14 protein-coding genes are annotated in these 19,391 nt (G+C 67.0%); 5 read left to right on the top strand and 9 right to left on the bottom strand.

The window, feature by feature from the left end; genetic code table 11:
- Positions 1–29: 29 nt before the first annotated feature.
- The 6 genes from ACUN9Y_RS10830 to ACUN9Y_RS10805 are packed head-to-tail and all read right to left on the bottom strand — an operon-like array spanning position 30 to position 9,657.
- A complete protein-coding gene (locus ACUN9Y_RS10830) occupies positions 30–2,081 on the bottom strand; it encodes an IucA/IucC family protein (RefSeq protein ID WP_445460727.1) in 2,052 nt (683 codons plus the stop codon).
- A complete protein-coding gene (locus ACUN9Y_RS10825; protein WP_445460726.1) occupies positions 2,078–3,619 on the bottom strand; it encodes a type III PLP-dependent enzyme in 1,542 nt (513 codons plus the stop codon). Before ACUN9Y_RS10825 ends, ACUN9Y_RS10830 begins: the two co-directional genes overlap by 4 nt.
- Positions 3,616–4,422 (bottom strand): HpcH/HpaI aldolase family protein, encoded by an 807-nt coding sequence (locus tag ACUN9Y_RS10820; protein ID WP_445460725.1) that lies wholly within the window; start codon positions 4,420–4,422, stop codon positions 3,616–3,618. The genes ACUN9Y_RS10825 and ACUN9Y_RS10820 overlap by 4 nt, the downstream gene beginning before the upstream one ends.
- Positions 4,416–6,332: an IucA/IucC family protein gene (locus ACUN9Y_RS10815; RefSeq protein ID WP_445460724.1), complete on the bottom strand. Its 1,917-nt coding sequence runs from the start codon at positions 6,330–6,332 to the stop codon at positions 4,416–4,418. Before ACUN9Y_RS10815 ends, ACUN9Y_RS10820 begins: the two co-directional genes overlap by 7 nt.
- Positions 6,329–8,161, bottom strand: a complete 1,833-nt coding sequence (locus ACUN9Y_RS10810; protein ID WP_445460723.1) for an IucA/IucC family protein — start codon at positions 8,159–8,161, stop codon at positions 6,329–6,331. Before ACUN9Y_RS10810 ends, ACUN9Y_RS10815 begins: the two co-directional genes overlap by 4 nt.
- Before the next feature lie 50 nt (positions 8,162–8,211).
- Positions 8,212–9,657 carry a DHA2 family efflux MFS transporter permease subunit gene (locus tag ACUN9Y_RS10805; protein WP_445460722.1) on the bottom strand — a complete coding sequence of 482 codons (1,446 nt, stop codon included), beginning with the start codon at positions 9,655–9,657 and terminating at the stop codon, positions 8,212–8,214.
- A gap of 949 nt (positions 9,658–10,606) precedes the next feature.
- Between ACUN9Y_RS10805 and ACUN9Y_RS10800 the strand changes: the two genes are divergently transcribed.
- Positions 10,607–11,521, top strand: a complete 915-nt coding sequence (locus ACUN9Y_RS10800) for an ABC transporter ATP-binding protein (protein ID WP_445460721.1) — start codon at positions 10,607–10,609, stop codon at positions 11,519–11,521.
- Positions 11,518–12,417, top strand: a complete 900-nt coding sequence (locus ACUN9Y_RS10795; protein ID WP_445460720.1) for a sucrase ferredoxin — start codon at positions 11,518–11,520, stop codon at positions 12,415–12,417. Before ACUN9Y_RS10800 ends, ACUN9Y_RS10795 begins: the two co-directional genes overlap by 4 nt.
- A 249-nt stretch (positions 12,418–12,666) precedes the next feature.
- Here the strand turns inward: ACUN9Y_RS10795 and folE2 are convergent, their stop codons facing one another.
- Both folE2 and zigA read right to left on the bottom strand, forming a co-directional pair.
- A complete protein-coding gene (folE2, locus tag ACUN9Y_RS10790) occupies positions 12,667–13,656 on the bottom strand; it encodes a GTP cyclohydrolase FolE2 (protein WP_445460719.1) in 990 nt (329 codons plus the stop codon).
- Between the two features lie 3 nt (positions 13,657–13,659).
- Complete coding sequence (zigA, locus tag ACUN9Y_RS10785; RefSeq protein WP_445460718.1) at positions 13,660–14,877, bottom strand: zinc metallochaperone GTPase ZigA; 1,218 nt, start codon at positions 14,875–14,877, stop codon at positions 13,660–13,662.
- 298 nt (positions 14,878–15,175) lie between these two features.
- Between zigA and ACUN9Y_RS10780 the strand changes: the two genes are divergently transcribed.
- Positions 15,176–15,835: a DUF1826 domain-containing protein gene (locus ACUN9Y_RS10780; protein WP_445460717.1), complete on the top strand. Its 660-nt coding sequence runs from the start codon at positions 15,176–15,178 to the stop codon at positions 15,833–15,835.
- A gap of 106 nt (positions 15,836–15,941) precedes the next feature.
- Here the strand turns inward: ACUN9Y_RS10780 and ACUN9Y_RS10775 are convergent, their stop codons facing one another.
- A complete protein-coding gene (locus ACUN9Y_RS10775) occupies positions 15,942–16,898 on the bottom strand; it encodes a LysR family transcriptional regulator (protein WP_445460716.1) in 957 nt (318 codons plus the stop codon).
- Between the two features lie 174 nt (positions 16,899–17,072).
- Between ACUN9Y_RS10775 and trpB the strand changes: the two genes are divergently transcribed.
- Entirely contained in the window at positions 17,073–18,320 is a 1,248-nt protein-coding gene (gene trpB, locus ACUN9Y_RS10770) for a tryptophan synthase subunit beta (protein WP_445460715.1), read from the top strand.
- Between the two features lie 70 nt (positions 18,321–18,390).
- Complete coding sequence (trpA, locus tag ACUN9Y_RS10765; RefSeq protein WP_445460714.1) at positions 18,391–19,245, top strand: tryptophan synthase subunit alpha; 855 nt, start codon at positions 18,391–18,393, stop codon at positions 19,243–19,245.
- The last annotated feature ends 146 nt before the right edge of the window (positions 19,246–19,391 follow it).

The raw sequence follows: 19,391 nt of genomic DNA, 5'->3' as shown, positions 1-19,391 counted from the left end.
CCTGGACCATGGTCGTCATGCGCCGATGGCTAGACCCAGGACGGGTCCTTGCCCAGCGCCTCGGCGCGGAAGGGGTTGGCAGTGCGCGCCTTGCCCGAGGGCATGCTGCCGGGCACGCCCTGCTGGTCGAACAGCGGTCCCAGCACGCACTTGAGCGGCCAGTCCGGCGCCTTGAACAGCACCTGCTCAAGACGTCGACGCTCACTCTCATTGGGCGCCAGTCGCTTGCTGGCCCGGCCGAGGCTTTCGCCGAGGGTCCGCCACAGCGACGCCTCGGCGAGGTCGTAGTGGGCCACCAGGGCTTCGATGATCGCGCCAAGGTTGACCTGAATACCCAGCGTCTGCAGGTAGAACAGCAGATCCTCCGGACTCTCGTTGTAGAGGCTGTTGCTGTAGCCGGGACGAATGCGATATTCGGGGTCGTCGATGCCGTGCTGGGCCAGCCAGGGCAGGTGCAGACGGACCGAGTCATGGTCTCGCAGCAGCAGGGCCTCGAAGCCGCCACTGCGCCAGACCACCATCACATTCTGGCCGTGAATCTCCGCCATCAAGCCCAGCCGATACAGCCGCAGCACCACCTCGAAGAAGCCATCACAAAGCTCCTCGAACAGCATCAGCACCGTCTCGGGACTCGCCGTTTGACCGCGCTCGGCGAGCCAGTCGTCGAAGGGATGCCCTTCGCCGCGCCGGGGCACCACGCCGAGGGCCGCCATGGGCACGGGGCAGGCATCGGTGGCGTCCAGCAGCGCCTGCGGGTAGTGCCGGGTCATCACCCCAAGGTGGCGAGGAGCGTCATCGAAGAGCCCGGTCCCGTCCGGCAGGTATGACCACCAGCGCCGCTCATCGCACAGGACCAGGCATCGCTCGAGCTCCGGGTCCCGCTCCCGGGCCTGCTCGAGCATGCGCTGTCCGCGCTCGCCGTTGATCAGCTTCACCGCGGGTAGATAGCGCGCCGCGCCCAGCGAGAACACCGCCATCGGCAATTTTAGATGTGCCTTGCGCGTATCGAGCGGCGCAAGAGAGCGCAGCGACGAGGTGGCGCGGTAGGCCCCTGCTGAGCTCGCAAGCGCCACCCCATGGCGACCATCGAGACTCTCGGGCAGCGCGCCTGGCAGCCCCTGCTCGCGCTGCCAGGGGTGAACGGGCAGGGCCAGATGGGTATCAGGCGATAAACCAATACGCGTCATTTCCTCCTCGAGGGTCCGTCGCTCGGCCCCGTCAAGCAACACCGCCAGGGGCTCGTGCATCGGCCCCGGCGTCACGCCACCGCCCGTCGTCACCGCGTCCCGATCCAGCGCCACCCAGCGCATCGTGAACGGGCGATCGAACTCGGCGGCGAAGCGTCGATGATCCGCCTGGCCAAGGCCCTGCTTGGCCTTGGCCAGGGGATGGAAGGGCCGATCGCGACGCGCCGCGCAGCGCTCATGGGCCTGCATCGCCTCGGCGCCGGTCAGGCCACGCACGCTGCCCGCCAGTGGCGCCTCGTCAAACGCCTGCCGGAGCTGCCATAGCGTGGTCTTGAGCAGATCGCGGACGTTGTCGACCCCGGGTCGGCCGCGCTGCTCATCGTCCATCCAGTGGGCGAGAAACACCTCGAGCAGCGATTGGCTGCTCAGCCGTTGGGGCCCAGCGGTGTCGGCATCCGTGCTCGTGCGCCAGACACCGGCCTGGGGGCATAGCCGCCAGGCTTGCACGATGCCCGGAACCAGGCCGACGACCAGGGCGTTGCCGCTGCCCTGCTCGAGCCACCAGCGCCGCCACTGCAGTGACGCTGGCAGGCCGTCGACCGAGTCGACATCTGCCGTTATGGCCGCGGCATTCGCGACGCTCAACCACTCGCCGCCGGCCACGTCCAGGAGCCCTTCGGCCAGCAGGGAATTGACCAGATCGACCATGACCCGAGCCTCGGCGGCTTCAGCCGGCGGGGTCTCGGCCGGGGTCTCGCCGAGCGAGCCTGCGGCCGAGAGGAGCCTGCCCACCGGGCGTTGTGCGTCGCAAGCGCTGGTCGACAGGGCCTCACCCGCGTTGCCTTCGTGATTCGCTCCCAGGACGCGAGGTGCGCTATCGGTCAGGATCGTCATGAGTCAATATCCTCCTTGTGCGACGCCGGCCGAGTACTCGGTTCTTGGGACGAGACCCGCGGTTGGCTGTCGTGGCGATGGCTCGGGTGGCGCGCTTGGGCACCATCGTGAATGTCGTGGTTGCTCTCGTGACGAGGCTCATGCCCAGTCACATCGACGGGTTCATGACCTTGTTCAGAGCCGGGTGCATTGCCTTGTACAGAGCCAGGTGCATGACCTTGTACAGAGCCGGGTTCATGACCTTGTACGGAGCCGGGTTCATGACCTTGTACAGAGCCAGGTGCATGACCTTGTACAGAGCCAGGCTCAGAGTCAGGTGCGAGATATCGCATCTCGGGATGGGCGTGGCCGAGGAAGTCGTGGTGGGAAATCGTCCAGCCGTAGGCACCGGTGCGCCGAAACACGATCAGATCCCCCACCCTCAGGCGTGGGACCGCCACCCTTCGCGCCAGCACGTCCTTGGGCGTGCACAGCTCGCCGGCGAGCGTCACCGATGCACCGACCACTTCGGCCCGGGCAAACGGATAGGGCCAGGCATCACGGGGGACGATCTCGAACGGGTGGTCATGGCCCCAGGACGCCGGCAGGCGAAAGTGGTGAGTGCCGCCGCGCAGCACGGCGAAGTGCTCGCCGCGGCAGGGCTTGATATCGACCACCTCGGCGATATAGGCGCCACAGAAGGCACTGATGAAGCGCCCTGGCTCGAAGATGAGACTCGCCCCGGGAACGGGGTTGTTGCGCAATACCGGTGCCAGCGCGGCAACAAAGCCTGGCCAGTCGAAGTCGTCGCGCGCGTCGTAGGACACGCCGAAGCCGCCCCCGGCATCGACGACCTTGACGTCGATCGCAAAGCGCTGCGCCCAGGCGTGGACACGCTCGAGATAAATCGCCACCAGCTCGGCATGGCGCTTCGCATCCAGGTTGTTCGACAGCGAGTGCAGGTGAAAGCCGTCCAGTGCCAGCCACGGGCTGGCCTTGGCCTGTTCTACGGCGCCTGGCAGCAGCGCTTCATCGATGCCGAACTGACTCGGGTATCCGCCCATGGCGACCGTGGCGCTGGGCAGGTCGTCCTGATCCAGGTTGACCCGCAGCAGGATCGGCACCACCTGGCCGCGACGCTCGGCGATCCAGGCCACTCGGGTCAACTCGCCAAGGCTCTCGACGTGCAACCGGGTGATGCCGAGCGCCAGCGCCTCGTCGATCTCGGCGTCCTTCTTGCCCGGCCCGCCGAAGATGATCTCGGCGTCGCGGCTGATGGCTCGAATCACGCGAATCTCGCCGATGGACGCGGCCTCGAACCCGGCCACGCGACCGACCAGGGCGGCGATCAGCCGAGGATCGGGGTTGGCCTTGACCGCGTAGTAAAGGCGGCAAGGCTCCGGCAGGCTCGCGGCAAGCCCTGCGGCATGCTCTTCCAGGGCGGCCAGATCATACAAGTAGCTGCAGATCGGCTCACGGCGCGCCTCATCAGGCCAGGGGGCTGAGGCCAGGCGAGCGATGGCGTCACGCATGCGCGGTGTCAGGTCGGCCAGGTTCATCGCTCGTCCTCCCCGGTGGCGTGTCGCGGCCCGCCGAGTCCGTCAGCGATCTCCTGGCGCCGCCCCTGCAGGGCGCGAAAGGCGATACCGCGCTCATCGCCGAGCACATAGGCGTCGGCCCCGCGCTCGTGCCAATGGCCGAGCCGGCCGGCGCTGCGAGGAATGGCGCAATAGGCCACGCCGGCGTCTCGGCAGGCGGCATGCACCCGATCCAGGGCCTCGGTGACCTCCGGCGCCTCGGTCTGCCACGGTTTGCCGAGTGACTGAGAGAGATCCGCCGCCCCCTCCAGCACCATATCGACACCGGGCACCGCCAGCAGTGTCTCGATGTTGTCGACGCCCTGACGGCTCTCGACCATGGCCACCAGCATCATGGCCTCGTTGGCCCGCGCCAGGTAGTCGACCAGGTCATCGCCGCCGAAGCGGCCCGGACGGCCGCTGTTCATGCTGCGCCGGCCACGGGGATGAAAACGCAGCACCTCGCCCAGCGCCTCAAGGGTCTCGGGCGTCTCGACATTGGCCACCACGATGCCGCGTGCACCGGCATCCAGCAGCGGCACCACAGTGCGGGCATCCACCGCCGCCACCCGCACCAGGGCGGTGAGGCCGGCGAGCTCCGCGGCGCGCAGCATGTTTTCCAGGGTCTCGGGGTTGACCAGGCTATGCTCGGTATCGAGGATCACGAAATCAAACCCCGCCTGGCCGATCATTTCCACCGTCACCGGCGCCGGAATCGAGGCAAAGAGCCCCAATGGCCGGTCGCCCTCGCGTAGCTGTCGCTTGAGTCGATTGGGCGTCAGCATACAGCCTCCGCAAACCGCGTCAGGGGATTGTCACGCCACACGAAGTGCCGCTCGGCGTCACCGAACAGTCGGCGCTTGGTCAACTCCTCGATTTCCACCCGGGGCGCGAAGAGATCGAACAGGCCAAAGCGCTCGGCGAGTTCGGGATGCTCACCCTGATAGTCACGGACACACGACGCTGCCAGGCGCCAGAACTGGTCTTCGCCGAGACCGTAGTGCTGCTCAAGGCCGAGGCACAGCTCGGTCAGGGCGATGAAGAAACAGGCGTCGTAGGTAAAGTCACGCACCTCGTCGGCGCGCTCGGTGATCAGATACGACGTGGCGTTGACCCTGGCGTGGCTCGCCGGTACCGGTGCCAGCTCGGGTGCCCGGTCGGGCTCGGCCAGAAGGCTCGGGCAGAAACGCACCCCGTCGTGAAAGTCCTTCAGCGCCAGGCGCTCGGGCCACCCATCGCGATGGATCAGCAGCATGTTCTGGCCGTGGGCCTCGAGGCCGATGCCATGGGCGTAGAGCAGGTGGATCAGCGGCGTCACGATGACCTTGAGCAACTGGCGCGCCCAGGCCACGACGCCGTAGTGACGCACCCAACCATCCATCATCGGCAGCCCGGCGCCGGACAACTGGGTCAGGCCATTGACCGCGATGGCCCGCTCCCCCCGGCCGAGGTAGCGGTGCAGGCTCTCGCGCCAGATGGCACCGAGCGCGCCGTAGCCGGCCGACCGCCGAGCGGCCCCCAGTGTCTCGGTATCGAAGGCCACGCCCATCACCTCGCGCAAGATGACCAGCCCCTGACGACGAAGCCCCGGGTCCGTCACGCTCAACCGGTGCAGCCAGTCGCTGATCGGGGCGCTATTGCGCACGGTATGGGCGGCCAGGATACGGCTGGTCGAGGTGTTGGTGATGCCAAGCGACAGCTTCAGGTGCGCATGACTCGGACGGCTTGCGTTGGTCAGTGTTCGAATCGACTGCTGGGCACGGTAGCGGTCATCACCGACACCGAGGGCGATGATCATGCCGCAGGCAAGCTCGGCCTGAAAATGCGGCAGGACCCGATGGAGCCACTGCCAGGGATGCACCGGAATCACCGCCATCTGCTGGGGCGATCGTCCGGCCTCGACGATGGTGCGCCGAAACCTGTCCCAGGTGACCTCGCCGAGTTCGTGGCGCAGGAAGGCACCGGGAGTGATGTCCTGTGAGGTCACGCGGTGACAGGCATCGAGATCGATAGCCAGCCACAGCGGATGAATATCGGCCTGAAACTCAGGCCCGAAACTTGCGTTGTCCTCAAGGGTGAAGCCGAGTCGCGACTTGTAGCTCGGGTGATAGGGATGGCCCTCCCCGAGCCGCCCTTCCCAGGCATCGTGATCCCAGTCGAGATCCGGCGCGGTCGGGGCACCGACCAGACGCTGTGACTGAACATCCTTCACCAGCGTCTGGTGCAGTTCATCGGCGAGTCCCGCCAGGCGCTCGGCGGGCACGATCTCGACGAGCAGCTCATCGAGGATATCGTCGATGCGCGCCTCACGCTGCTCCCCGCGAAGAGGGCCGTGACACCTGGTGCCGGCTTGGTCCACTCCGTGGCCCGCGCGCTCGCGGATCACCGGCGAGGCGGTCAGTCGCCAACGCCCGAAGCTCGCCTTGCGCGCCCCGCGGCAGCGATACAGCACGGCGTTGCCGTCCCCATCCTGGCCCCGGAGAACGAGCTCCCGAGCGCCTGGGGCGGCGCCGCCCCCAGGGTTGTCATCGGCGACGACACCTGTATCGGGAACGATGACGCCCTCCGACAGGAGGCCCTGCAACAATTGGCGGATCACGCGCTGCTCGACGCGACGATACAGCGGGCAGGTCGGCAGAAAGGCCCAACGGTCGCCACCGCCGGGCCGGGTGGGAATCGGAGTCGAAAGCGTCATCGGGAAGCCTTGATCGGGTTAGGAATGGCAACGAACAGCGGTGCATCGCCGCGCTGATGGAAGCAGCTCAGCAGATTGGCCTTGGCCGTCCAATTGGAGTCGTGGAGCAGGCGTTCGGCGTAGCCCGCCAGGCGGGGGTCATCACTCAAGGTGAGGCCCTCGAGGCGCGCACCGACCCGCCGCCACAGACGTCCTTCCTCGACGCCCATGGCCTCGGACAGCACCGCCACCAGGCCGCCGAGCTGATTGACGAAGACGTAGTAGAGGGTGCGGGTCCAGGCATCATCAGGCGAGTACAACAACGGACTGTCGTCATCAATGCCAAGCGCACTCCACCAGGGCGTATCGCCTGCCGCCGACCGATCCAGGCTCACCCCTTCGAGGTCACGTACATGGAAGGTCTCGGGGAAGCCCTCCTTGAGCGTCAGCAAGGTGTTCTGAAGGTGCGCCTCGAAGCCGACCCCGGTACGCGCCAAGCCCGCCAGCAGTGGCACCACCGAGATCTCGAGATAGCGATCGAACCAGGCTTCCAGCGCGGGAAGCTCGCCCCCGCACCCCTCGCGAATCATCCCGACCAGCTTGGGCTCGTCGCGGCCCGGGTAGGGCTCGAGCAACGACGCCATCACCCAGGGATCGGCGCCGTCATCGGGCAACGGGCGGTAGATCGTGGTCAGGGTGGCAATCCGATGCGCCGGGACCCCAGGGTGATCCAGCGCCAGGGTGCGATAGCCGGTCTCGAGCACGACCTTGAGCCCGTCTCTCTGCAGGCGGTCGCCGAGGGCGTCGATGACGCGCGCCGCGGCCAGGGTGCGCCGACACTGCTCCAGGGTGTTTTCACGCACCAGATTGGTGATGCGCACCTGCAGCGGCAGCTTGTAGCCCATGCGACTCTGGGGCAGCCAGACACTGCGCACCGATGACGTCGGATAGGCGTGTGCCCCCAGCGTCCCCAGGTCGATCAACAGGCCGCGTTGGATTAGCGCGATCACGTCGCCCTGCTCATGCAGGTGCTGGGCCTGCCAGGGGTGCACCGGCAAGGCGCGGAAGGCCTCGATACCGCCGCCATGAGCCGGCAGCCCCCCCTGGTCGCGACCGATGGTATCGGCGCGGGCGTGCTCCAGGGCCTTGTCGAGGGCCGCCACGAAGGCCTCCGGCACCGCCGCTTCGGCCTCGGCACGCCGCCCGGCATCGAGCCAGTCTTCGTGGACGAGGTCACGATGAACGGCGAAGTAATGCAGGGCGAAGGCGCTCTCGCGCTCCGGGCTATAGACGCTGATATCCTGACGGCCACGGCCGTCACAGCACTTGGGAAAGGGGTGGAAGGGGTGTCCCACCAGCAGCGACTGCTCGGCCCGAACATGATCGAGCCCCGGCGGCGGGCCATCGGGGTAGCGGCGATGGAAGGCATCGAGATGGGCCGCCATACGCGCATAGCTGTTGGTGATCTTGTCGCGCAGGTCCCACAGCTTGAGCGATGGCGGTGAGCCTGGCTCGCGGGGGCTGAGCGCTTCCAGCAGGCACTGGACCAGGTCCTGCAGGTCGAGTGGCCGCAGGCGAGCCTGGCCATCGCGCCAGTAGAAGGCGTCACCATAGCGGTGCTGCCCGCCGAGGGAGAACCGTGTCAGGCTGCCGATCAACTGCCCATCCGCGACTGCCACCGCCATCGGTTCTCCCGCATCGAGCAGGCTGGGATCGAGGCTAAGCGTGCCGGCACGGGGATCGAAGACCCCGGTTTCTCGGAAGTAGCTATTGAGCAGCGCACGCAGACTCGCGCGTCTCGCCACCACGTGGCCCTCGTAGGAGGGAGAGTGAAGTGAGGGTTGGTGCATGTCGTTCGTCCTGTCGCCATCATCAAGTCGCGAAGGGAATGGGCGCGCAATCACACCCGGTGAACGGCATCGGTACGCGGCTGACACCGGGGTTCGGCGCGCAGCGACCATGCCAGAGGAACTACTGCCAGTACGATCAAGGCAAGCACCGCGAAGGCCTCGGCCAACGCCGAGAGCCCCGCCGCGCTGGTGGACATGCCATCGAGGCGCAGCGAGACACTGCGCAGCTCGTAGAACACGGAAAGCGCCACCACGCCGAGCGCCGAGGTCAACCGACGGGCGATATTGCTTTGTGCCGAGGCACTCGCGTGGCGGCTCGACGGCAGCGCCTGGAGCCCCAGGGCGGTGGCAGGAAGGTAGGACAGACCCAGTCCGAGCCCGCGGGCGGCCATCAGCATCACGACCAGCCCCAGGGGCACGGCGGGGCCGAGCAGAGAGAACCCGGCCAGTGACGCGGCCGTCAGCACCAGCCCCGTGGTCAGCAGCAGCAACGGCGAGCGCCGATCGATCCAGCGACCGGCCATCGGGCTGATCACGGCCGACGCCAGCGCCGCAGGCAGAAACACCAGCCCGGCGAGCCAGGCCGAATGGCCCTGGGCCTGCATCCACAATGGCACCAACAGCAGGCAGCCGAAGGTGGCCACGGCCTGGGCACAGGCGATCACGACGCTGACCGCGAAGCGGGGGCGCCGAAAGATGCCCAGGTCCAGCAACGGGTAGGCCACGCGCCGCTGGACAAGGACGAAGACGACAAGCGCGGCGACTCCGCCGGCAAGCCCGGCCACGATGACCGGATCCCTCAAGTCACGAACACCCCCGATGCCACCGAGCGCCAGCATCAGCGACAGGATGCCGAAGGTGATCAGCACGAAGCCGGGCCAGTCGAAGCGCCGCTGGCGGCACGTCGTGGAGGCCGGCAGGCAGCGATAGGCCAGTACCAGCGCCACCAGCGCACTGGGCAGGTTCATGATAAACAGCCACTGCCAATGGCCGAGCTCCAGCAGCAGACCACCCAGCGGTGGCCCGAGGGCCGGCGCGATCATCGCCGCCGCGCCCCACAGCCCGGTGACGCGACCACGCTCGCCCTCGGCGAAAGCGCCATACAGCAGCGGCAGCGACAGCGGAATCATGAGCCCGGCCGCGACCCCCTGAACGCCCCTGGCAACCAGGACGCCGGAAAGTCCGGATGCCAGGGCTCCCACAAGAGACCCGATCAAGAACAGTGTCAGACCGACAAGGTAGAGGCGCCGGCGCCCATGGCGGTCGGCAAGAAAACCCGACAGCGGCATGGTCATCGCCATGGCCAGCAGGAACAGGGTGACGACCCAGCCGGCCTCCACCGCCCCGGTCTCGAAGGTGACCATCAACTCGGCCACCGCCAGATTCAGGGCGCTGTTGTTCAGACTGACGGAGAAGGTGCCGAGCATGACAGCCGTCAGCACCAGGCGAGGCTCAAGCGTGCCCCGAGGAGAGTGATTGCGCCTGGCAAATCGCATTGCTGTGGCATCCTTGAACGTGAGATATCCGTATCCGGGTGACTGCCCTCACCCGATCTTGCCGCCCGGCCCTGGCGACTCATGCGGCCAGCACCCCGGGGTGGCCCGGGGAGTCGCCGTCGCGTCACGCCAGCCGAGCGCCCTGCCTCCGGCCCGTCGCCGGCGGTCCCGGCGTGGCCATCCTTCGCTCCTGCGAAATCGGCACAGACAATGACATGCAATAAATCTTAATGCAAACGATTAGCAATAACTATTCGCTATACGAACACCCTTCCAGGCGCTGACGCGTCCGCGTCCCGCGGCGGTGGCACGCACCACCGAGCCGTCCCTGCGGCGGCGCGTCCCGAACGTGCTATCTCAACGTGCTATCTCAACGTGCTATCTCAACGTGCTATCTCGACGTGCTATCTCGATGGTCTATCTCGACGTGCTATCTCGACGTGCTATCTCGATGGTCTATCTCGATGGTCTATCTCGACGTGCTATCTCGACGTGCTATCTCGATGGTCTATCTCGACGTGCTATCTCAACGTGCTATCTCGACGTGCTATCTCGATGGTCTATCTCGACGTGCTATCTCGATGGTCTATCTCGACGTGCTATCTCGATGGTCTATCTCGACGTGCTATCTCGATGGTCTATCTCGATGCTCTATCTCGATGCTCTATCTCGATGGTCTATCTCGATGGTCTATCGGTCGGAGCCGCCCCCCCCCTGACCAGCGCCGAGCCCCCTTGACGGGGCAGCGCCCCCTTCGCCTGTCGGGCCCCTGCCGGCCTCGACGCTTCAGCCAGCGACGACACCGCCCCGCGGGGGAATGCGGTTGCGGTGCCGTCAGATTGAAAATGAGAATGTTTTGTCATAGTGTCCTCGGCGACCATCGCCGAGTGCCGGTCGACGTCCACCCCGCTGGGCAGCCCCTGCCCAACCACGCTCAGAGTCCACGCCGATGCCCGCCTTCGTTTGCCCCCCTTCGCGTTTGCGCTGCGAGCACCTGAGTGCCGGCTACGAACAACGCCCGGTGCTCGACGATGTCGCCGTCGATGTGGCGGATGGCAAGGTGACGGTCCTGCTTGGCCCCAATGGCAGCGGCAAGTCGACGCTGCTCAAGACCCTGGCGCGCACTCTCAAGCCGAGCGGCGGTCGCGTGGTGCTGGATGGCGCGGACATCCACCGCTCCAGTACCCGTGAGGTGGCGCGCCGACTCAGCATCCTGCCCCAGGGACCGAGCGCGCCGGAGGGCCTGACCGTACGCCAGCTCGTCGCCATGGGGCGCTTTCCCCATCAGCGCCTGTGGCGCCAGGACGCCCGGGAAGACGACAAGGCCATCGCCGAGGCGATGGCCTACACCAACGTTAGCGAATTCGCCGAGCGCAGCGTCGACGCGCTGTCCGGCGGCCAGCGCCAGCGCTGCTGGATCGCCATGGTGCTGGCTCAGAACACCGACCTGATCCTGCTCGACGAGCCGACCACCTTTCTCGACCTCAAGGTCCAGGTCGACCTGCTCGAGCTGCTCACGCGCCTGGCCCACGATCACGGGCGAACCCTGCTGGTGGTGCTGCACGATCTGAACCTGGCGGCCGCCTACGCCGATGAGTTGGTGATGATGCGCGATGGCCGTATCGTCGAAACCGGCCCTCCGGAGCGCGTCTTCACCAGCGCCAATCTGAAGCGCGTCTTCGAGCTGGACGCGACGGTCATCCGCGATCCGCAAAGCGGCTGCCTGGTGTGCGTGCCGCACCTCAGCCGTCCACGCCGGCACTCTCCCCCTGGCAGCACTTCCGGCGAGAAGACCGACGCCACGGCGGCCGAAAGCGGGACCGCCGGCGCCGCCGAGAACGCCCTGAACGAGAGGACGCCATGAGCCAGATCTTCTGTGCCGAGCGCAGCCTGCTGTCCGGCGACCCCTTGGCAGGCAGCGCCGCCCACCTCGAGGCCAACCTGCTGATCAGTTGGCCGCGGGCCAAGTGGCGGCGCAACCTGCGTCAGGCGAGCGACATGCCGGCAGGCCTGATCGCACGACTCGATCGGATCGCCGCGCGTGGCCGACGGGTCAACCTGATCCACCGGCGCCATCACCCGAGCGAGCTGCATCGGGTCTATTTGATGCCGGAGCGCCAAGCCTTCGATGTGCCGCGCGCCTCGCTGGACGCCTTCCTGGGCGCCTGGGAGGACGGCGCTTCCCTTGACGAGTGGCGCCCAGCCAGCGTCACTCACGACCTGATGCTGTGCTGTACCCACGGCAAGAAGGACAAATGCTGCGCCAAGTTCGGGTTTGCCACCTACAAGGCCCTGGCACGGGCCGTCGATGACCATCGGCTGCCCTTCGAGGTGTGGGAAAGCACCCACCTCGGCGGCTGTCGCCTGGCGGCAAGCGCCATTTTGCTGTCGCCGGTACGCAAGTACGGTCGCATCGATCCGGGACAGGCACTGGCGCTGCTCCGGCGCGAGGCCAAGGGCCGACGCTACCTGCCCTGCTATCGCGGGAGCTCGGCCCTGACGCCGGTACAACAGTGCGCCGAGCTCGCCGCCCTCGAGCACCTGGCAAGCGTCGGCCACGACGCCCTGGTCGAGATCACCGCGGACCAGGGCGATGATCACCAGCGCACGCTAACCCTGGCCTGGCGAGACGACACCGCCCAGGGCGAGCTCCGGGTGGAGTGTCGGGCCCAGACCGTGATGCGCCTCGACACCTGCGCCGACCTGGACGAGGGGCCGACGCCGAGTCTGGTGTGGATCGCTCAGGACATCACCGAATAGCCGTGTCCCCGAGCCGCTGACGGCGTCGTGGCGCCGACACGACGCCTTTTTCCCTGGGGACTACCGTCACTCACCCTCCCTATTCCCCCATCACATTCGCTATCGCGGCCCCTGTCACATTCGCTATCGCGGCCCCTGTCGCATTCGCTACCACAGCCTCTATCACATTCGCTATCGCAGCCCTTGTCGCATTCGCTATCGCGGCCCCTGTCACATTCGCTGTCGCCACCAAGGCAACGCCCGAGCCGCTCATTCGCCGCCATCGTTCCACGACCAGCGCCAGGCACTACGGGCCACGGCGTCATGAGCATGCAGGCTCTCGGCATGGACGACCCCCAGGCGAAAGCCCGCGATGCCCGCCCTGTTCAGGAATGTCGCATGCAGGCGCCGAACAGCATCCTCGCAGAACATCAGGTTCTGACCGTTAGCCAGGGCGAAGGCCTGCTCGTCGACGCGTTTGACGGCGGTCTGAAGGGCCGTGCCCAGCGCCGCCTCGGCCTCATCGATCACCTCGACAACGGGCACCCGGTCACGCAAAGGGTCGAGCCTGAGCGACAGCGTCGCCACGCTACGCTGGCTATGCGGTGTCGCCGCGATGCCGCCGGCACTACCCAGCCATGCCCGCACGCTGGCACGGTCCACCGACGCCTCAAGATCGTCCCCGCCCTTGGCCGCGAAGTCGGCGTCGAAGCGCTGCTGGATCAACTGACGCGCCAGCGCCGCCGAGCATGGACAGGTCGAGGAATAGCCGACCTCGATATCCAGGCGCATGGCGAATCCCTGCGGGCCCAACTGTGCCGTCAAACGCAACGGGTAGCCCTTCCACCCGGCCAGCGGGCTGACGAGGGCGGCGCGGCGCAGCACCGCGCTGCCTTCGATCTCGACGAAGGCCCGCCGTGACAGGCCCCGGTGGCTATCGAGAAACGCCTCGAGCAGGGCCTTCAGCCGCGCCGGCGTCGGCTCGCGGTCCTCGAGCGCCTCCAGCGCCAGATACAGCCGCGACATGTGGATGCCCCGCGCCTCGGGGTCATCGAGGCTGACGCCGGCCGAGACCCGCGCCTGGGCGCCGCGTCCGGCCAGCATCAACGGCAAGGCGATGCCCTGCATGCCGACCCAGTCGAGAGGCGTCGCCTGACTGGCGATGCCGACGGCCACGTCTTCGAGTGGCTCTTCCCCGCCGACGGCGTCGCCACCCGGTTCGACGGCATCACGCCACAACGCTACTTCATGATCGAACATGCCTTACTCCCAGACCGGAAAAGGATCATCCAAGGCAAGCCAGGCCTCGCGCCCCGCCGCCAGTTCATCGTCGCTGAGCAGACAAGCGCCGAGAGCACGGCGCAGGCCCGACTCGTCCAGATGCTGACCGATAAACACCAGTTCCTGGCGCCTGTCGCCGAAGGGTTGCTGCCATTTGGCGCGAATCGCGGCAAGGTAGTCGGGATCCTGGGGCCAGTCATTCTCGGGCACGCATGCCCAGAACAGCCCGGCGAAGCCGTAGTGGGCGACACCACCGGCCTGGCTCCATTGGCCGGCAACACGAGGCCGCGTCGCCAACCAGAAGAATCCCTTGGAGCGCAGCAAGGCCCCGCCCAGCCAGTCTCCGTGCAACAGATCGAAGAAGCGCCGTGGGTGAAAGGGTCGACGAGCCTCGAAGGCAAAGCTTGAAATGCCGTACTCCTCGGTTTCGGCCAGGTGCTCACCTCGCATTTGTTTAAGCCAGCCCGGCGACTGGCTGGCCCGTTCGAAGCTGAACCGCCCGGTATCCAGCAGCGTCGACAGTGGTACCCGGCCCTGGGCCATGGCGATCAGTTCGGCGTCTGGATTGAGCGCGCGCAGCACCGCTTCGAGCTCGCGGCGCTTGGCATCGTCGATCAGGTCGATCTTGCTGATCAGCAGCACGTCACAGAACTCGACCTGGTCGACCAGCAGGTCCGCCACGTTACGCTCGTCGTCATCGCCGAGAGACTCGCCGGCCTCCTTGAGCGAGCCCGCAGCGCGGTACTGCTCGAGAAAATTCACCCCATCGACCACGGTCACCAGGGTGTCGAGACGCGCCAGCTCACTCAGGCTCTCGCCCCGCTCATCCTCGAAGGTGAAGGTCTCGGCCACGGGCAGCGGCTCGGAAATGCCGGTGGACTCGATCACCAGCTGATCGAAGCGTCCTTCCCGGGCCAGCCGGCCGACCTCGATCAGCAGGTCCTCGCGTAGGGTGCAGCAGATACAACCGTTGCTCATTTCCACCAGGCGTTCGTCGGCGCGGTTGATGGCGATACCGTCGCCCGGTGATGCGCCTCGCACCAGGGCGGCATCGATATTGATCTCGCTCATGTCGTTGACGATCACCGCCACCCGGCGGCCCTCACGATTGGCGAGAATATGATTGAGCAGCGTGGTCTTTCCGGCCCCGAGAAAGCCGGATAGAACGGTCACCGGCAGCCGGTCGTCGTTAGTCAGCATGGGCATCCTGTGGTGTCGAAGGTGTCGAAGGTGTCGAAGGTGTCGAGAGTGAAGACGTGGTGGGCGTCCAGGCCGAGTTCCTCGTCTACCGATCACGAGCATCGCGACGGTCCAGAGTCGGAGCGGTTCAGCGTCGGATCTTTTCCATGGCCGAGTCTTTCAAGGCTCGAGTCTTTCAAGGCCAAAAAAGATACGTTATAACATAACTCTCAACAACCCATTCCTTCGCCACCCCGGGCGCCCCCCGCGCTTGAGCGCCCCTCGATGGCGCTGGCGAACCCCGCCATCAGGAGCCTTCATGAGTCAGTCGAGTGCCATCGCAGAGACAACGGGTAGCCGTCTTCGCCACTGGGCCGAAGGCGATAGCGTCGCTACCTTGCCGCGGATATTCGAGTCCGACATCACTCTGTGCGTGATGCGCAGGGCCGTGCCTGCCGCTGTGGTCGACGATGTCGAGCGGCTAAGACGAATCGATCGGCCGCTGTCATTTTCCTGGCGCGGCAAGCTCGACAATGGTCTTCGGTGCGACCTCGAGACCGCGCTACCCTCCGACGCCGCGTACGATGAATTGGTGGAGGATGTCGTTACCCTGAGCCAGGCGGTGGCGTTCTTGTTCGACACTCAGGACGTTGGCGTGCGGCTGCGCTGGTTGACGGCGGCCATGTGCCCGCGCTTTCACGTCGATCGTCTGCCCGTGCGGCTGGTCACGACTTACCACGGGCCTGGCAGCGAGTGGCTCCCTGACCGCGCCGTCAACCGCGCGGGGCTCGGCGCGCCGCACCCGAATAAACCCACCCCCTTGCAGGACGCCGGCGCGGTGAAGCGTCTGGCCACCGGCGATATCGCGCTGTTCAAGGGCAGCGGCTGGGAAGGCGCGGAGGAACGTGCACTGGTACATCGCAGCCCGGCGCTTGGTCCGGACGAGCGGCGCCTTCTGCTCAGCATAGACCCGGCGTGAATCGGTGATCTGGGGTGGCGCAGCAGCGCCAGCAGGACGACACCTGCGCCCCGTTTCAGATACCGGCCGGCCACCGAGATCGGACCAGCATCCGCGACACCCGCTGCTATTCAGGCGCCTGGGCGAGCTCCGTCGCGAGCCAGTCGGCCAGAGCGTCGGCGAGAGGATGGCGTGGGGAGCGGGGCCCACGGGGCACGGCCAACGTCAGGCAAGCGTCGGTGGCGACGAAGCCCCAGGGAGCCACGAGACGGCCGCTTCTCAGGTCTTCCTCGACCAGGTAGTCCGGGGCGATGCCGACGCCGAGCCCAACCAGGGTGGCCTCCAGCAAATAACTCAAGTGATCGAAGCCCTGTCCCATGCTCAGGCGACCGCTCGCGACGCCGCACTGCCGACACCAGTCCGCCCAGGCGCTGGGCCGCGAGCGGGTATGCAACAGCGACAGTCCGACCAGGGCCTGCGGCGCCACCTGCTTGCCCGCCGCCAGGTCAGACGCAATGCCCGGTGGCAAGCGATCCGGGCGCAGGATAGGACCGATCCGCTCAGGGCCCAGTACCCGGATCTGCTCCATGCCATCGCCCTCGAAGGGCGGCGGCTGGAAGCGCAGCATGCCGTCGACCCCGGGGCGCAACCCGCCGATGTCGTCGCCGGCACTGAGGTGCAGGTCGAGGTCGGGCAAGGCCTCCTTCAAGCGCGCCATGCGCGGAATAAACCAGCGCGCCAGAAAGGACCCCGGACAGCTCAGCACGAAGGGCGCCGCGGCGTCGCCCCGGGCAAGCTCTCGACACACCCGGGACAGCCCGCCGAGGTGATGCCGGGTGGCGGCGGCAAGCTCCTGGCCTTGGGCGGTCAGGCGCAGGCCGCGCCCGGCACGCTCGAACAGCGGCGTGCCGAGCTGATCTTCGAGCTGGCGAATCTGGCGACTGACGGCGCCATGGGTTACGTGCAGGGCATCGGCGGCACGCGAGGCGCTCTCGAAGCGCGCCGCCGCGTCGAAGGTGCGCAGGGCATTCAGCGACGGTAACGACGGAATCTCACCGCTATCGTCCTGCGGTTGCGGCATCATACGGGGGCTCCCACGCCGGGGCGGCGAATTGATCGACATCATCATGTGAGATTTTCTCACAGATTGTTTAGATTATATCGATTTTCAATGGCCGTGTAGCCCCTTACATTGGGTCCATCGGCCCGCGTTGGTCCTGCTTCGCGTCGCCTTCAGCCTACCGATCGGGAGTCATTCATGAGCCAGTCCACCGCATCCTCCAGCCTGTGCCAAGGCCCCGACGCTCGCGGTTTCTTCGGCGACTTCGGCGGCCGCTTCGTCGCCGAAACCCTGATGCCACTGATCCTGGACCTGCAGCACGAGTACGAGACAGCCCGCCAGGACCCGGCCTTTGCCGAGGAACTCGCTGGCCTGTCCGCCGACTACGTCGGTCGCCAGAGCCCGCTCTACTACGCCGAGCGCCTGAGCGAGCACCTCGGCGGCGCCAAGGTCTACTTGAAGCGCGAAGACCTGATGCACACCGGCGCGCACAAGATCAACAATGCCCTCGGCCAGATTCTGCTGGCCCGGCGCATGGGCAAGCAGCGCATCATCGCCGAGACCGGCGCCGGCATGCACGGTGTCGCCACCGCGACGGTGGCCGCGCGTTTCGGCCTGGACTGCGTCATCTACATGGGCAGCACCGACATCCATCGCCAGCAGCCCAACGTCCAGCGCATGCAACTGCTCGGCGCCAAGGTGGTACCGGTCACCGCCGGCGATGGCACGCTCAAGGACGCCATGAATGAGGCACTGCGCGATTGGGTGACCAACGTCGACGACACCTTCTACATCATCGGTACGGTGGCGGGTCCGCACCCCTATCCGGCCATGGTCCGCGACTTCCAGTCGATCATCGGCCGCGAGACGCGCCAGCAGCTTCACGCCAAGGAGGGCCGCCTGCCGGACTCCCTGGTCGCCTGCATCGGGGGCGGTTCCAACGCCATGGGCCTGTTCCACCCCTTCCTCGATGACGCCGGGGTCGCCCTGGTCGGCGTCGAAGCCGCCGGCGAAGGCCTCGACACCCCGCGCCATGCGGCCAGCCTCAAGGGCGGTCGCGCCGGCGTGTTGCACGGCAACCGCACCTTCCTGCTGCAGGATGAGGAAGGCCAGATCAGCGATGCCCACTCGATCTCGGCGGGCCTGGACTATCCCGGCATCGGCCCTGAGCACGCGTGGCTCCATGCCATCGAACGCGCCGAGTACGTCGCGGTGACCGACCGTGAAGCCCTCGATGCCTTCACCCTGCTGTGCCGTCTGGAAGGCATCATTCCGGCGCTGGAATCGGCCCACGCCCTGGCCGAGGTCATCCGCCGCGCCCCGGGCCTGCCGAGCGATCACCTGATGGTGGTCAACTTGAGCGGCCGTGGCGACAAGGACATGGCCACCGTGACCCACTGCCTCGCCGACGAACTCGGTCTCGGCGTGCCCGACGGGGCGAACTGATCACCGCTCGCCACCTTACAACGCTATTGCCGGGCCTTGGCCTGGCCACCCGATTCGAGGAACCGTCAGCATGTCTACCGCCAGCCACAGCAACGCCCGCCAGACCGAGGCCCCAAGCAGCCGCCTGGACCGCCGTTTCGCGGCCCTGCGCCGCGACAATCGCGCCGCCCTGGTGACCTATATCGCCGCCGGCGACCCGGACTACGCCACCAGCCTCGCCACCCTCACGGGCCTCGGTGAGGCCGGTGCCGACATCATCGAGCTCGGCATGCCCTTCACCGACCCCATGGCCGACGGCCCGGCGATTCAGCATGCCACCAAGCGTGCCCTCGACGCCGGCCACACCATGGCCAAGACCCTCGACATGGTGCGCGAGCTGCGCCGCCACGACGATGCTACCCCGGTGGTATTGATGGGCTACTACAACCCGATCTACGCCCGTGGCGTCGGGCGCTTTCTGGATGACGCCAGGTCGGCCGGAGTCGACGGCCTGATCGTGGTCGACCTGCCCCCGGAACACGACGATGAACTGTGCCTGCCCGCCGCCGAGGCCGGCCTCAACTTCATTCGCCTGGCGACCCCGACCACCGATGCCAAGCGCCTGCCCGGCGTGCTGGCCAACACCTCGGGGTTTCTCTACTACGTCTCGAGCAATGGCGTCACCGGCGGCGCCGCGCCGACGGTCGACCGCGTCAAGGCCGAGGTCGAGCGCATTCGCGAGCACAGCGAGATCCCGATCGCCGTGGGCTTCGGCATCCGTACGCCGGAACAGGCCGCCGCCATCGGCGCCTTCGCCGACGGCGTGGTGGTGGGCTCTGCATTGATCGACGCCCAGGCCAACGGTGCCACACCGGCAGAAGGCACCGCCGCCGTGCATCGGCTGACGCGGGAACTGTCGGCGGCGCTGAAGACCGCCAGGGCCTGATTCCGCCCTCGCGCCTACTGCACCTTTCTCCTCGGCGCCTTTCTCCTCGGCGCCGGCTCCCTACTCCCGGCCCCCTGCTCCCTGCTCCCGGCCCCTCCCACGAGGGGCCGGATGCTTTTCGGCACCAGCGGCGACGGTCCTCCCCG

This window comes from Halomonas sp. V046 (genome assembly GCF_052645355.1).
This window is presented reverse-complemented; position numbering and strand designations above follow the sequence as displayed.

Excerpts from the sequence above, each read along its gene's own strand:
- ACUN9Y_RS10830 (WP_445460727.1), bottom strand. The coding sequence starts at position 2,081 with ATGACGATCCTGACCGATAGCGCACCTCGCGTCCTGGGAGCGAATCAC.
- ACUN9Y_RS10825 (WP_445460726.1), bottom strand. The coding sequence starts at position 3,619 with ATGAACCTGGCCGACCTGACACCGCGCATGCGTGACGCCATCGCTCGC.
- ACUN9Y_RS10820 (WP_445460725.1), bottom strand. The coding sequence starts at position 4,422 with ATGCTGACGCCCAATCGACTCAAGCGACAGCTACGCGAGGGCGACCGG.
- ACUN9Y_RS10815 (WP_445460724.1), bottom strand. The coding sequence starts at position 6,332 with ATGACGCTTTCGACTCCGATTCCCACCCGGCCCGGCGGTGGCGACCGT.
- ACUN9Y_RS10810 (WP_445460723.1), bottom strand. The coding sequence starts at position 8,161 with ATGCACCAACCCTCACTTCACTCTCCCTCCTACGAGGGCCACGTGGTG.
- ACUN9Y_RS10805 (WP_445460722.1), bottom strand. The coding sequence starts at position 9,657 with ATGCGATTTGCCAGGCGCAATCACTCTCCTCGGGGCACGCTTGAGCCT.
- ACUN9Y_RS10800 (WP_445460721.1), top strand. The coding sequence starts at position 10,607 with ATGCCCGCCTTCGTTTGCCCCCCTTCGCGTTTGCGCTGCGAGCACCTG.
- ACUN9Y_RS10795 (WP_445460720.1), top strand. The coding sequence starts at position 11,518 with ATGAGCCAGATCTTCTGTGCCGAGCGCAGCCTGCTGTCCGGCGACCCC.
- folE2 (WP_445460719.1), bottom strand. The coding sequence starts at position 13,656 with ATGTTCGATCATGAAGTAGCGTTGTGGCGTGATGCCGTCGAACCGGGT.
- zigA (WP_445460718.1), bottom strand. The coding sequence starts at position 14,877 with ATGCTGACTAACGACGACCGGCTGCCGGTGACCGTTCTATCCGGCTTT.
- ACUN9Y_RS10780 (WP_445460717.1), top strand. The coding sequence starts at position 15,176 with ATGAGTCAGTCGAGTGCCATCGCAGAGACAACGGGTAGCCGTCTTCGC.
- ACUN9Y_RS10775 (WP_445460716.1), bottom strand. The coding sequence starts at position 16,898 with ATGATGCCGCAACCGCAGGACGATAGCGGTGAGATTCCGTCGTTACCG.
- trpB (WP_445460715.1), top strand. The coding sequence starts at position 17,073 with ATGAGCCAGTCCACCGCATCCTCCAGCCTGTGCCAAGGCCCCGACGCT.
- trpA (WP_445460714.1), top strand. The coding sequence starts at position 18,391 with ATGTCTACCGCCAGCCACAGCAACGCCCGCCAGACCGAGGCCCCAAGC.